Below are 13,865 nucleotides of genomic sequence, written 5' to 3'. Positions count from 1 at the left end.
AAACATGTCAGGATTATTAGATCTTTTGAACAGCCCTATGGGCAAACAATTAATAAGCGGAGTTGCTGGGCAAACCGGTCAATCTGAAAACAAAACTGCCGATGTGTTGAGCATGGCCATGCCCCTTTTGATGGGTGCAATGAAAAAGAACACTTCTACCCCAGGAGGTGCGCAAGGACTGATGAATGCACTTTCATCAAAGCATGATGGCGGTATTTTGGATGATTTGGGCGGTCTTTTCGGAGGCGGGGTAGATCAAAACGTTATGGACGATGGTGCTGGTATATTAGGTCACGTTTTTGGTTCCAAACAACCACAAGTTGAAAATGCCTTAAGTAGCAGGTCAGGAATTGATGCAGGTTCCATTTCACAAATTCTTAAAATCGCGGCCCCAATTTTATTGGGTTACCTCGGTAAACAAAGCAGACAACAAAATGTTAGCAGTCCTGATGGATTGAATGGATTGCTTGGCGGACTTATGGGCGGTAGCAATACGCAAAAGGAGCAATCGTTGATTGAAACTTTTTTGGATTCCGACGGAGATGGAAGCGTTATTGATGACCTTGCCGGAATGGTTTTAAACAGCGGTGGTAAAAAGAGCGGCGGTATCGGAGGACTCCTTGGCGGGCTTTTTGGAAAATAGAATTTCCCTTAACAATAATTAACAATGCCGTTTGAAATTCAAACGGCATTTTTTGTAACTTATAAAGATGAAAAAGATACTAACACGATTCGTTTTCTTGATTTGCTTTGCAGTGTTCTCCGTTCCTGGTTTTGCACAAGAAGGTGATGTTAAAGTTACGGAAAAAGAGAAAGCCTATTTCGAATCGGAGGAAGGGGATCCCGTTGAAATCAAGGACGAAGAATCAGAATATGAAATCATCATTTTTGATCCAGGATTCAACATGTGGCTCCGCACGCTCGCAAGACCTGAAGGGTATTATTCGCAGTCGTTTATGGAAATACGAAACGACTTCTACGTACAGGAATGGAACCGAAGGTTTATTGAACGTTTTAGATACGACCCGCAATTGTACCAGCTCCCCATCGATTACGATCCTTTTGTAGATTATGGTTATGAGGTCAATTATAAGTTGTACAACTATTTCATCTATTTTCAAAGAAAGTACAATCAAAGGTTAGGCCCCTTTTTACCTAGAATTTAATGTCTTATTTTTGCCGTCTATTTCTGATAGATGGAAAAAATTAAGAGTCGTTGGGACATCACCCAAAATTGGCAATTTTTATTCCCTTTCCTAGGAGCATTTTTAGTTCTGGTTACTGCCTACACTATTTCAAGGCGAATTTTGCATTTGTTTTCCTTGAACAATACCTACGCCGAATGGCCCTTCACCATCATCCTTTCAGGTGTTTTTTACTTTCTGCTTTTGCGTTTCTTTTTGTGGTGCTTTAAGAAATTGAAAAACAAGTGGGTGGTAACGTATCGTTGGGAAATGATAGCCATTTTCATCGTCTTTGCGGTTACAGGGAGCATTTCGGCTAAATTGGCACAGCCTGTGACCGAAATGATAGGATTACAAAAAGAAACCGTTAGCGGCTGGCTATATTGGCCGGTGCGCATATTGATCATTCTTCCGATTTATCAATTGCTCTTAATTCTGTTTGGTTGGCTTTTTGGGCAATTTCAATTCTTTTGGAATTTTGAAAAAAAAATGCTCAAACGAATGGGATTGGGCTTCCTGATCCCTTAAATTATGTTTTCGTTAACAGATAGGTATCGCACAAATTATCTAGATTTGCTTCATGCCTGAAATCAGAAAAATTTTAGGACTCCTCTTTTTAGTGGGTGTCATGTGCGTAAAGGTCTCCGCGCTACACGTATATGCCCATCAGGATAGTGATCTTGAAACTATCGAGAACTGCGATATCTGTGAGATTGCGCTTGAAAATCAAACCGAGAGCTTTAATTTCGATTTGAGTACAGAGGTTAACACCCCTTCAATCTTTCCAGTCAGTTACAAAATTCTTAAGGAAACGGACCAAGTTTCTGGATTATTTAATCACTACTCCTACTTTTCCAGACCTCCTCCTGGGATATTATAATCCCTTAATCTTTTTTTCCTTATAGGAAACCTGCATACCCTAATTTATTGATTTAAGAATGAAAGCAATGCTTTTCATCCTTCTTGTGTTCACAACACCATTTACGGTTTGGTCACAGGATTGTAATTACACATTATCGGGACAAGTAACCGATTATCATTCCAAGCTGCCCTTGGTAAATGCCACTATTCAAATAGTGGGTCAACCTTTTTCCGCCACAACGGATTTGGACGGCAAATTCGAGATTTCAAACTTATGTGCCGGAATGTATCAGTTGGAGATATCTCACCCTGAATGCAATACCATTTTGGTTCAAAGGCGTATCGATAGAAGCATATTCATAGAACTCAAGATGGAACATCACCTTGAAGAATTGGATGAAGTTCAAGTGGTTGGGGAAGTGTTGAACAAAAAAACCAATACGGCCCTTGAAGAATCTGTGAAGTTGGCAACTTTGGAAGCTTACAGTTCGGGAAGTTTGGGTGATGCCCTTAAAGAGATAGGTGGCGTATCATCATTGAATACTGGGGCCAATATTGTAAAGCCCGTGATTCATGGGTTGAATGGCAGTAGGGTTTTGATCCTCAATGATGGGGTACGAATGCAGGATATGGAGTGGGGCGATGAACATGCTCCAAATATCGACATCAATTCGGTCGGCGCCGTATCTGTAATCAAAGGGGCTGCAGCGCTACAGTATGGGGGTGATGCCATTGGCGGGGTGGTTGTTATGGAACAAGCCCGAATTCCTGCTAAGGATACCCTATACGGAAGGACCTTCTTAAACGGTGTCTCCAATGGAAGAGGTGGAAGCGCTTCTTCTGAATTAACCCGTGCCTTCGGAGAAGGATGGTTCGTGAAGGGTCAGGGTTCCTATAAACGTTTGGGTGATCATGAAGCTCCCGATTACATCCTTTCCAATACCGGTGTACAAGAAATTGGAGGGACCCTTCAATTTGGAAAGCACCAATTTGCATGGGGCTGGGATGTACGATATTCTTATTTCAATTCTGAAATCGCCATATTACGTGCCTCCCATATCGGTAATGTTGACGACCTCATTCGAAGTATCAACAACGGTCAACCAGAAATTATCAGGCCTTTTACCTATGATTTGCAAAATCCAAGACAAGAGGTCACCCACCACTTGGGAAAAGCAAAATTTTATCGTCGCTTTGAAGGTCTTGGAAAATTAAATGTGCAATACGATTTCCAAAACAACCGCAGGTTCGAATTTGATGTTCGGAGAGGAGAATTGGATGATAGAGCTTCCCTAGACTTGGAATTGACCACACATACCCTAACTACAGATTTTAAGTGGGATGCCAAAGAACGCTTTGATCTTCATTTTGGCCTATTGGGGCGGTATCAGGAAAACTTTGCGAACCCGGCCACCGGGGTCAGGCGTTTGATTCCTGATTATGATAAATATGATTTCGGAAGTTTTTTGGTGGGAGAGTTTCGCGTGAATGATGCGTGGTTGCTTGAAGCTGGATTGCGTTATGACTTCAATCGAATTGATGCACAAAAGTTCTATCGAACCACACGTTGGGAAGAAAGGGGCTATGATACAGAATTCCAAGATTTGGTGGTAGAAGACCTAGGAACCCAACTTTTGGTAAATCCTGTTTTGAATTATCACAATTTTTCATCTACCATCGGAGCCAAGTACGGTTTTAACGGTTCGTTGTTGCGATTTAATTACGCCTTGGCACAACGGGCTCCCAATCCCGCTGAGCTGTTCAGTGATGGCCTACATCATTCTGCAGCACGTATTGAGCTCGGAGACCTGAGAATTGATAGTGAAACCTCACATAAATTTATTGCATCGTGGCAAAAAGACTTTGCCCATTGGGGTTTTACCCTTGAACCCTTTGTCAATTGGGTACAAGACTTTATCCTACTCGAACCTACCGGAGTGGAATTTACCATTCGGGGTGCTTTCCCAGTTTGGGAATATCGGCAGACCAACGCCCGTCTACTGGGGGTCGACGTTTCGGCTTATTCCAATTGGTCAACACGGTGGAGAAGTCAACATGGTTTCTCATTGGTAAAGGGCAACGACACGGAAAACGATATTGCCCTAATCAATATTCCATCAGGAAATTTTAGAAACAGTGTCACTTTTTCAAAGCCTGAATGGAATGACTTTGAAGTTTCCTTGGAAAGTCAATATGTGTTGCGGCAAAATGAAGTGCCCGACAACATTACGGTCTTCTCGCCAGAGCAACAAGAAGAAGTGCTTTTGGAAATCAATACTGCTCCTGACGCCTATCATCTTTTAGGGTTACAATCCAAAATGGGCTTTCAATTGGGGGAGACTACCAAATTGACCACCTCATTGCGAATTAACAATCTGCTGGATACCAGTTTTAGAGAATACCTGAATCGCCAACGCTTTTTTGCCGACGATTTGGGAAGAAATATCATTTTACAATTAAAACTCAATTATTAAAAACAATACTATAAATCCATTACAATCATGAAAACAATTAAAATCTTATCACTTATTGCAGTAGCAGGATTAACCTTTTGGTCATGTTCCGATGACGACGATGCTCCAGAGGAAGTTAACGAAGAGGAAACTATAACCACAATGACCATCACTTTGGTTCCCCAAGGTGGAGGTACCACGGTAACACTTCAGACCCAAGATTTGGACGGAGACGGACCAAATGCTCCTGTGGTTACCGTATCTGATGATTTGGCTGCGAACACAACTTATGGGGGAGCTGTAGTGGTTTTGGACGAAACCGTAACCCCAGCTGATAATATCACTTTAGAGGTGGCTGAGGAAGACGATGAACATCAGTTCTTCTATATTCCAACCGGAAATATTACCGATATCACTTATGGTGATCAAGACGACGATGGGAATCCGGTTGGATTGATATTTACATTGACCACTGGTGGCGCTGGAGCAGCGACCTTGGCCGTCACCTTACGTCATGAGCCCAAAAAACCTAATGATGGTACCTTGGCTGATGCAGGTGGAGAAACCGATATTGCTGAGACCTTCAATATCACCATTCAATAAATCGTAATTCGTAATTGAGTTAGTTTGGTTAGAATAGGGAGTTCTTGAAAAGGCTCCCTATTTTTTTTCGGAGGAAATCAAATAGGTGTACACCCACATTAATGTAAAAGAAGGGACAAAATCCCAGCCAGGTACCAGCTCTTCTACAAAAGCAACCGTTCCCGCAACTTGTCCGGCCCGTCCCTTATAAAGCCGTGTCATCAACCAGGCCGCCAAAGGGGCCCAAATGACATCAGAAAACTCCCCAATGCCCGGTATTGCAAAAGACAGCATTCCAATGCCATCAAAAAGGAGTCCTAAAAGTAGTTTTTGGTATTTTGAATCTTTGTCATTTGCCATTTCGGAAAAATAGAAAATAGCAATGACATGGAAAAATTAGCTATGGAAATCTCCGCCAATAAGTCTTAGAAACTCATTTCGGGTCTCTTGCCTTTCGAAAGCGCCCCTGAAGCCGGAAGTGGTCGTAACCGAATTTTGCTTTTGAACACCTCGCATCATCATGCACATGTGGGCTGCCTCAATTACAACCGCCACACCTTGAGGTTTCAGGGTATCGTTGATGCAATCGAGAACTTGTTCGGTCAATCGTTCCTGCACTTGAAGTCTTCTTGCAAAAATATCCACTACCCTGGGCAGCTTACTCAAGCCAACAATATGGCCATTCGGAATATATGCAATGTGGGCTTTTCCAAAAAACGGGAGCATATGGTGCTCGCAAAGGGAATACAACTCAATGTCTTTGACTATAACCATTTCATTATACGATTCCTTGAACATTGCACTACGTAATACGCCTTCAGCATCCTGTTTATAACCTTGGGTGAGGAACAACATGGCTTTGGCAGCTCGCTCCGGAGTTTTCACAAGACCTTCGCGAGAAACGTCTTCTCCAATTTCATCAATGATTCCAGAGAAGCGCTGCTTTACTTCATTAGTGATTTCAATATTATATTCTTCTAAACTTTGATAAGGTGCCATAGTTACTTAAGGGTCGTATTTAATTTCTGTGCGTAGTGTTTTTCCAGTTTCTTGATCTTCGGATTGATAATGAACTGACAGTACGGCTGATTTGAATTATCGTTGAAATAGTTCTGATGTTCCACTTCTGCATTATAAAACGGTTTTTCCTCTGATATAGCCGTGACTATTTTGGAAGGGAAAACTTTTTCAGATTCCAACAAAGCAATAAACTTTTCCGCTTCCTCTTTTTGACCTTCAGAAGTGTAAAAAATCTCACTGCGATATTGCGTGCCAACATCATTCCCTTGACGGTTCATCGTTGTAGGGTCATGAGTGGCAAAAAATACCTCCAAAAGCTCTGTATACGAAACCTGGGTAGGGTTAAAAATGATTTTGACAGCTTCGGCATGGCCAGTTCTCCCTGTACAAATTTCACGATATGCTGGGTTTTTGATGGTTCCACCGGTATACCCGGAAATTACCTGCTCTACCCCACTCAAGCGTTGAAAAACTGCTTCTGTACACCAAAAACAACCGCCAGCAAAAATGGCGGTCTCGAATTCAGAATTATTTTGTTTATCCATATGTAATGTAAAGTTAAACAATGTTGTCGAACCGACAATCGATTCGGCCTATTTTGCTCAGTTAAATAGTCGAAAAAAAATCAAAAACTTATTTGGCTTTACAGTTTTTGACCACTCATCGGGAATTACTACTTTCACGGCGGTAATAAATCATTATGATAAAAGCTACCAACATCAAAAAAAGTTTTGGGTCACTTGAAGTTTTAAAAGGTGTTGACTTAACCGTGGATAAGGGAGAGGTGGTTTCCATCGTGGGTGCTTCAGGAGCAGGAAAAACCACTCTTTTGCAAATTCTGGGCACTTTGGATGTACCTTCCAATTTAAAAGATAGTGCATTGGTAATCAATGGATATGACCTCAACCAATTGAAAGAAAAAGAATTAGCTCGATTTAGAAATAGTCAAATCGGTTTTATCTTTCAGTTTCATCAACTACTTCCTGAATTTACGGCCTTGGAAAATGTTTGTATTCCAGCATTTATTAAAAAAACACCTCGAGCTGAGGCAGAGCAAAAAGCCAAAGAACTTCTTGACTTTTTAGGCCTTTCAGACAGATATCATCACAAACCCAATGCGTTATCCGGTGGGGAACAGCAACGCGTTGCGGTAGCACGTTCATTGATCAACAGCCCTTCGGTTATTCTAGCTGACGAACCCAGCGGGAACCTGGATTCTGAAAGCGCTGATAAGCTCCACCACTTATTTTTTAAACTTCGGGATGAGTTTGGGCAAACCTTTGTATTGGTAACCCATAACACCGATTTAGCCGATATGGCAGACCGGAAGTTGACGATGGTTGACGGATTGATTGTTTCCTGATTTTTCGGTATGACCCAAAATGAGCTCAAGGACTTCTTGGATGAAAAGGTGATTCTCTATAACAATCCCAAGTTTTTGGAGAACGACCCCTTGCAGGTACCCCACCAATTTTTAGAAAAGGAGGATATAGAAATCAGCGGTTTTCTTACAGCAACCATAGCATGGGGTAATCGAAAGAGTATCATCAACAATGCCAATAAAATGATGGAGCTGTTGGACCACACTCCTTTTGATTTCATCATGAACCATGGGGATGGGGATTTAAAACGGTTGGATTCATTTATCCATAGAACATTTAATGGCAAGGATCTGAGATACTTTATTCAAAGTCTTAAAAACATTTATTCTAATTACGGAGGACTTGAAGCTATTTTTTCAAAACACCAAGATTCAAGCTCGCTCCAGCCGGCCATATCAAAATTCAAAGAGACATTCTTCGAATTATCGCATGAAAAAAGAACCCAAAAGCATGTTTCGGACCCGTTGAAAGGCTCTGCCGCCAAGCGCATCAACATGTTTTTGCGTTGGATGGTTCGGGATAACCTGACCGGAGTCGACTTTGGCCTTTGGAAATCTTTACAATCCTCCCAACTCTCCTGTCCATTGGACGTCCATTCAGGAAACGTCGCCCGAAAGCTTGGACTATTAAAGCGCAAGCAGAACGATGCAAAAGCGTTGGAAGAATTGGATAAAAACCTTAGAAAACTAGATCCAAAAGATCCGGTAAAATACGATTTTGCCCTCTTTGGACTTGGGGTGTTTGAAAAGTTTTAGAGCCTTCAATTTTGTCGATTCCTGGATACTTGAATTAGTTTTTCTTTTTTTAGACATTGAAGCCCATCCCATCGGTCATTAAGCTGTTGGTTTGCAATTAATTGATAGCACTAATTTTTATTTATGTGCTCAACACCCTATTTTAGGTAATCAATTTTTAATGGACCATTGGTAAAGAAACGTTCTCCATATTATCCCGATATACCTCTATTTCTAATCCTTATACCTTTTATAAGTGCGTTCAACTATTACCTAACCTATTCCAACGTACAATTCAATTGGTGGTTCATATTTACCTATACCTTGGACACGCTTACTGGATATGTAGCCTGGTTGGGAGCAAGAAAGGTAATTTTATGGCTGGACAATAAGACGCCCTATGTCGATGGATTTATCAAGCGTGTCACGGTTCAATTTCTACTGACCACCTTTGTAGGCCTCTTTATCATCAGTTTTTTGACCGAGTTGTCCAGTCTGATAGTCAAGGGTGAATGGGCGCATCCTAGTTTTTATTCCCATGACCTATTTATCATTTCTATTTGGTTCTTCGTAATCAATGCCATCTACATTATGATTCACTATTATTATAAATGGCTAGGTACAGAACAAAAAGTTCAAATTGAAAAGGAAAAGCTTAAAACAGGGTTTCTTGTCAAAGAAGGGAAAGCTGAAATTCAAGTGCCTTTTGGCGAGATATTAGGGTTTTCTGTAGAAGGTGACTTTGTCGTACTGTTTTCGGAGAATGGTAAGCAATTTTATCTGGATACAACTTTGGAAAAGATCAATAATCGGCTACCAGAGAAATTCTTTTTTCGGTTGAATCGCCAATTTGTTGTGAACCGAAACACCATTACTGGTTTTAAAAAGCTGGAGAATGGAAAATTAGGGATTACGTTGACATCAACCGGGACACTACCCGAAGAAATACCGGTAAGCCGGACCAAAGCCCCCACATTTAAACGTTGGTTTCGGAATATCGATTGACGTTTCATGGTTTTTTTTGATACATCTCACCGGAAAACCTGGTTTTTTGATTGATTTAAAGTTTATCCCACCAATACTTTTGAGGAATCAAATCAATCAAAAATGAAATCAGTTTTTATACTAGTCTTGTGTGTGCTATTTGCACTTACATCCCGGTCACAAAGCCCGGGTAACGACAATCATCGGAATTTCCCGTTAATTATCAGCATCGAATTTCATTCCCTTTCCATGCCCTTTAAAAACAAAAAACTGTTTTCCAACATCGGCATAGGCATAGGAACTGAGGTGAGCCATAATGGCAATAGAAATTGGGTTCAACAGTTCAAAGTTTCATGGTATGGAAATCGAAATGTTGGTGGTGGATTATTGGTCCATTCCCAAGCCGTATGGAGGCCCGATATTGTCTCCGACGCCTTTGGTGAACTAAAGCTAGGAGCAGGCTATCTTTTTGCCAAAAGACCCAAAGATTCATATAAACCCACTGATAAGGGTTGGAAAAATGTTGGCAAAAAAGGAAAAGGAATGTTTGTTTTGCCTGCTGGCATCGGTTTTGGGTATGACAATTTTGACCAAAAAACCTACATATCTCCCTATGCAAACTATCAGTTCATTATAGCTACCAAGTACAATAAAAGCATACCCATTGTACCCTTCACCCTTTTGGAAGTTGGAACACGAATTCACTTTGAAGATTAAAATCCTGGTATCATGAAAAAAACAATATTTCTTATCATCTGTGTTGTGGGTCTTTTGCAAAATACTTGGGCACAAAGTGGTTTGTCGACCTCAGACGTGAATTCAACTTCGATAAACGAGGCTTATCCAAAAGGTGAAAAAGTATCAGAAATACTCAAAGAACTTACCCAAAATGGATGTCCCGGTGCAAGTATTGCCCTATTGGATGCTGACGGATGGTGGCTAAAAAGTGAAGGGCTCGCCAGTTTGGAAGAAAAGAGTCCAATGACCAATGACCATCTTCATTATCTTCAGAGTATTGCAAAGACTTATATGGCCGTGGCTGTTTTGAAGCTATACGAAACAGACAGGCTTGATTTGGATGCTCCAATAACCAAATATTTAAATCCCAGCATTTCTAAAATGATTAGGCAAGCTGATGAAATCACAGTAAGAATGTTGTTGAATCATACTTCTGGAATTCCGGAATATAATTTCAATCCCAACTATGCCACTACCCTGTTACAACACCCTGAAACGGTTTTCAGGAGTGTGGACTATATCTCATACATTGATGGGAAGCCCCTCGATTTTCAACCGGGCAGCAAATATTCCTACAGGAACACCAATTATGTGTTGCTATCCATGATTGTCGACAAAATCACGGGGAATCATGGTGACTTCATCCGAAGCCAGATTTTTGAACCGTTGAATTTGAAAAATACATACTATCAAATCTCTCCGCTAAAACTGCAAGGTGAAAAGCTTCCTAAAAGCTACTGGGACCGGTATAGCAATGGGATTTTAGAAAATGTTTCCTTTGTACAGCAACAAAATGTGGCCTATATGGTGGGAGATGACGGTATTGTCACAACGACCCGGGAAGCCGTTCAATTTTTAAAGGCTCTTTTAGAGGGTGAACTGCTTAAAGAATCCACCTTGAAAGAAATGATGACATGGGCAATGCGAGATGGAAAACCGGCCTATGGATTAGGTCTAGCCACAAACGAGATTGCTGGCCACAAATTCTATGGCCATACTGGTGGTGGACTTGGAGCCGGATGCGAATTGAGATATTTCCCCGATAAAGAACTATATATGTTTATTGCCATAAATATTGGAACGGTAACCGAAAGTCCTTTACATGTAAAACTTGTTGAAATCAGAGATAAGTTATATCAAACCCTGTTGGAGTAGTTTATCCCCCAAAACCATAGCCTGCTTCAAAATTCAGAGGTATTTTCTGTCCTCCTTTGGAAATGGACTCGTAAATTGCTTCAACAATAACCATATCGCGTCTACCCATTTCACCTGGAGCAAGATTTGGTGTTTCCAAAAGAATGTGTTTGGCAAAATCATCCATTTGAAGTTTTTGTTGGCTTTCTTGGGTAAAATTCAATTCCCCCCGAGAGGTTCTTCCAGCTAATGGAATATAAGTGCTTGCCGGGTCTAATTCAAACCAACCCCGTTGGCAAGAGGCAAAAAGTCGGTTTGCGCGAACATTATGGGATGTCATTATGCTTCCTACCGCTCCGCTTTGAAACTCAAATTGGGCGGTGATGGTCTCATCGGTTTCTTTGAAATATTCAGGGCGTGTACTAAACTCCTGTGCAGAAACTGAAATGGGGTTCTCCCCGGTCCCATAAATTACACTTTGGATGGCGTAGACCCCCATATTCATCAGAGCTCCCCCTCCAGACAACTTCTTGTTCAACCGCCATTGACCGGGATTTGACATCGACCTGTAGGCCGCATCAGCAGAAATGTAATTGATGGCGCCGAAGGTTTTATTGGCAACATATTCCTTTATGGCTTGGGTATACTGTTCGGAATGTAAGCGATATCCCATCCCCAGCTTGACTCCTGCCCTATTGCAAGCGGTAATGATCTCGTCGCACTCTGCAACGTTAATGGCCATGGGCTTTTCGCAAATTACATGTTTTCCGGCTTGTGCTGCCCTTATGGAGAACTCGGCATGCATGCTGTTGGGCAATACTACGTAAACGACATCTATGGTGTCATTTGAGGCAATCTCATCAAAATTGCTGTAGTTATAAATATTCTCTTTCGGAATCCCATAGCGGTTGGCCCATACCTTTTCTTTGGAAGATGTTCCCGTTACAATACCTGCTAAATAACAATGTTGAGTATCCTGAAGGGCGGGTGCCAGTTGGTAGGTACTATAACTACCCAATCCTACCAGGGCAATTCCCAATTTCTTTTTATCGGATTTGCCAGGGACGATACAATGAATGGGGGTTGAGGCCACAAGAGCCGCTCCACCAATGCCTTTGGCAAGGGTTGTACTGAATTTCCTTCTTGAGAGTTTGTTCATGACCTTGTTTTTTGGTGATACTTTTAAAGATACCGTTTTGCCATACCAATTATGTGAGCCTCAACGATTTTTACCAAAAAAATAACAGGTTTAAAATGTCTGCCAAAATCCCTACTTTTAAAGATGACTAATTCAGAAAAATGAAGAAAAAATTACTTGTATTTTGCACCCTGGCCTTTGCGATTTTTGCCTTTGGCCAAGAAAGGAAACTTCCTATTGATACCACGGTCACTACACAGCATAGTGTGACCGTAAACGGAACCACTTTTAACTACACCGCCACCACTGGTACTCAGCCTGTCTGGAACGAGATGGGAAAACCAATAGCTTCATTGCACTATACTTACTATACAAGAAACAACGTCAAAAATAGGGACGAACGCCCCTTGTTGATATCATTTAATGGAGGGCCAGGTTCTGGTTCAGTGTGGATGCATTTGGCGTATACGGGTCCAAGAATTTTAAAAATTGATGATGAGGGTTATCCCGTTCAGCCCTATGGAGTAAAACAGAATCCTTTTTCAGTGTTGGATGTCACCGATATTGTTTATGTAAACCCTGCCAACACCGGTTATTCCAGAACTATTCCTGAAATGGGCGATGAAGTCGATCGGGATAAATTCTTTGGCATCAATGCCGACATAAAATATCTTGCCGAGTGGTTGAATACCTTTGTCACAAGAAACAACCGTTGGCGTTCTCCCAAATACATTGTTGGTGAAAGCTATGGGGGAACCCGGGTGATGGGCCTTTCCCTCGCATTACAAAATCAACAGTGGATGTACCTTAATGGCGTGATCATGGTCTCCCCTGCCGATTACAAGGTGATTCGGGTGGGTGGACCGGTTTCAAGTGCTCTTAACCTTCCGTATTACACAGCTGCCGCATGGCATCATAAAGCACTTCCATCAACTTTGCAAAGTAAGGACCTATTGGAAGTTCTTCCGGAAGCAGAGGAATACACCATCAATACCCTTATCCCCGCAATTGCCAAAGGTGGATTTATTTCGGGCGATGAACGTTCTGAGGTTGCCAAAAAAATGGCCTATTATTCCGGTTTGCGGGAAAAGGACATTCTCGACCATAATCTTGATGTACCCACCTCATTCTTTTGGAAAAATCTTTTGAAGGAAAATGGAGGCTACACTGTGGGAAGATTGGATAGTCGCTACCGTGGAATGGATAAACAACTTTTTGGGGAACGTCCCGATTACAACTCCGAAATTACTTCATGGCTGCATAGTTTCACCCCGGCCATCAATTATTATTTGCAAGAAGAACTTAAGTTTAAAACAGATATCAAGTACAATATGTTTGGTCCAGTACGCCCCTGGAACAATGAAGACGATAATACCAGAGATAACTTGCGGCAAGCCATGGCGCAAAACCCTTATTTAAATGTTTTGGTACAATCTGGTTACTATGATGGGGCCACCACCTATTTTAATGCAAAATATACCATGTGGCAGGTAGACCCCAGTGGAAGAATGAAAGACCGCTTTGAGTTTAAGGGATATCGTTCGGGTCATATGATGTATTTGCGAAGGGAAGATTTGCAAAAGGCCAATGAAGATATCCGAGCATTTATCTTGAGAACCGTAACCAAAGGGAAGAGTGCCAAATATTAAATAAAG

General features: G+C 41.5%; 16 protein-coding genes. 12 read left to right on the top strand and 4 right to left on the bottom strand.

Annotated elements, in window-relative coordinates:
* The first annotated feature begins 4 nt into the window (after positions 1-4).
* The 6 genes from EW142_RS02600 to EW142_RS02575 all read left to right on the top strand — a co-directional run bounded on the left by EW142_RS02600 (position 5) and on the right by EW142_RS02575 (position 5,101).
* Positions 5-643 carry a DUF937 domain-containing protein gene (locus EW142_RS02600; RefSeq protein WP_130609243.1) on the top strand — a complete coding sequence of 213 codons (639 nt, stop codon included), beginning with the start codon at positions 5-7 and terminating at the stop codon, positions 641-643.
* A 67-nt stretch (positions 644-710) separates the two neighbouring features.
* Entirely contained in the window at positions 711-1,166 is a 456-nt protein-coding gene (locus tag EW142_RS02595) for a DUF6146 family protein (RefSeq protein WP_130609240.1), read from the top strand.
* Between the two features lie 30 nt (positions 1,167-1,196).
* On the top strand, positions 1,197-1,712 hold the full coding sequence (locus tag EW142_RS02590; protein ID WP_130609237.1) for a DUF6787 family protein: 516 nt from the start codon (positions 1,197-1,199) through the stop codon (positions 1,710-1,712).
* A 52-nt stretch (positions 1,713-1,764) separates the two neighbouring features.
* Positions 1,765-2,064: a hypothetical protein gene (locus EW142_RS02585; protein ID WP_130609234.1), complete on the top strand. Its 300-nt coding sequence runs from the start codon at positions 1,765-1,767 to the stop codon at positions 2,062-2,064.
* A 58-nt stretch (positions 2,065-2,122) separates the two neighbouring features.
* Positions 2,123-4,519 carry a TonB-dependent receptor gene (locus tag EW142_RS02580; RefSeq protein ID WP_130609231.1) on the top strand — a complete coding sequence of 799 codons (2,397 nt, stop codon included), beginning with the start codon at positions 2,123-2,125 and terminating at the stop codon, positions 4,517-4,519.
* Positions 4,520-4,546: 27 nt separating this feature from the next.
* Positions 4,547-5,101, top strand: a complete 555-nt coding sequence (locus EW142_RS02575) for a type 1 periplasmic binding fold superfamily protein (protein WP_130609228.1) — start codon at positions 4,547-4,549, stop codon at positions 5,099-5,101.
* 57 nt (positions 5,102-5,158) lie between these two features.
* Here EW142_RS02575 and EW142_RS02570 read toward each other — a convergent pair whose 3' ends face one another.
* The 3 genes from EW142_RS02570 to msrA are packed head-to-tail and all read right to left on the bottom strand — an operon-like array spanning position 5,159 to position 6,645.
* Positions 5,159-5,440 (bottom strand): hypothetical protein, encoded by a 282-nt coding sequence (locus tag EW142_RS02570; protein WP_130609226.1) that lies wholly within the window; start codon positions 5,438-5,440, stop codon positions 5,159-5,161.
* A 36-nt stretch (positions 5,441-5,476) separates the two neighbouring features.
* Positions 5,477-6,079, bottom strand: coding sequence for a GTP cyclohydrolase I FolE (gene folE / locus EW142_RS02565; protein ID WP_130609223.1), 603 nt, complete (start codon positions 6,077-6,079; stop codon positions 5,477-5,479).
* Between the two features lie 2 nt (positions 6,080-6,081).
* On the bottom strand, positions 6,082-6,645 hold the full coding sequence (gene msrA / locus EW142_RS02560; RefSeq protein ID WP_130609220.1) for a peptide-methionine (S)-S-oxide reductase MsrA: 564 nt from the start codon (positions 6,643-6,645) through the stop codon (positions 6,082-6,084).
* A 155-nt stretch (positions 6,646-6,800) separates the two neighbouring features.
* Here msrA and EW142_RS02555 point away from each other — a divergent pair, with 155 nt between their 5' ends.
* The 5 genes from EW142_RS02555 to EW142_RS02535 all read left to right on the top strand — a co-directional run bounded on the left by EW142_RS02555 (position 6,801) and on the right by EW142_RS02535 (position 11,093).
* Positions 6,801-7,463 (top strand): ABC transporter ATP-binding protein, encoded by a 663-nt coding sequence (locus EW142_RS02555; protein WP_130609217.1) that lies wholly within the window; start codon positions 6,801-6,803, stop codon positions 7,461-7,463.
* Positions 7,464-7,472: 9 nt separating this feature from the next.
* Positions 7,473-8,237: a TIGR02757 family protein gene (locus EW142_RS02550; RefSeq protein WP_130609214.1), complete on the top strand. Its 765-nt coding sequence runs from the start codon at positions 7,473-7,475 to the stop codon at positions 8,235-8,237.
* 168 nt (positions 8,238-8,405) lie between these two features.
* Positions 8,406-9,221, top strand: a complete 816-nt coding sequence (locus tag EW142_RS02545) for a LytR/AlgR family response regulator transcription factor (RefSeq protein WP_130609211.1) — start codon at positions 8,406-8,408, stop codon at positions 9,219-9,221.
* 102 nt (positions 9,222-9,323) lie between these two features.
* Positions 9,324-9,917: a hypothetical protein gene (locus EW142_RS02540; RefSeq protein WP_130609208.1), complete on the top strand. Its 594-nt coding sequence runs from the start codon at positions 9,324-9,326 to the stop codon at positions 9,915-9,917.
* Positions 9,918-9,929: 12 nt separating this feature from the next.
* A complete protein-coding gene (locus EW142_RS02535) occupies positions 9,930-11,093 on the top strand; it encodes a serine hydrolase domain-containing protein (RefSeq protein WP_130609205.1) in 1,164 nt (387 codons plus the stop codon).
* A gap of 1 nt (position 11,094) precedes the next feature.
* Here the strand turns inward: EW142_RS02535 and EW142_RS02530 are convergent, their stop codons facing one another.
* A complete protein-coding gene (locus EW142_RS02530; RefSeq protein ID WP_130609202.1) occupies positions 11,095-12,231 on the bottom strand; it encodes a Gfo/Idh/MocA family protein in 1,137 nt (378 codons plus the stop codon).
* A 140-nt stretch (positions 12,232-12,371) separates the two neighbouring features.
* Between EW142_RS02530 and EW142_RS02525 the strand changes: the two genes are divergently transcribed.
* Positions 12,372-13,859, top strand: a complete 1,488-nt coding sequence (locus EW142_RS02525) for a S10 family peptidase (protein WP_130609199.1) — start codon at positions 12,372-12,374, stop codon at positions 13,857-13,859.
* Positions 13,860-13,865: the final 6 nt, after the last annotated feature.

It is taken from the genome of Flagellimonas allohymeniacidonis, from assembly GCF_004296335.1.
Lineage (GTDB): Bacteria > Bacteroidota > Bacteroidia > Flavobacteriales > Flavobacteriaceae > Flagellimonas > Flagellimonas allohymeniacidonis.
This window is presented reverse-complemented; position numbering and strand designations above follow the sequence as displayed.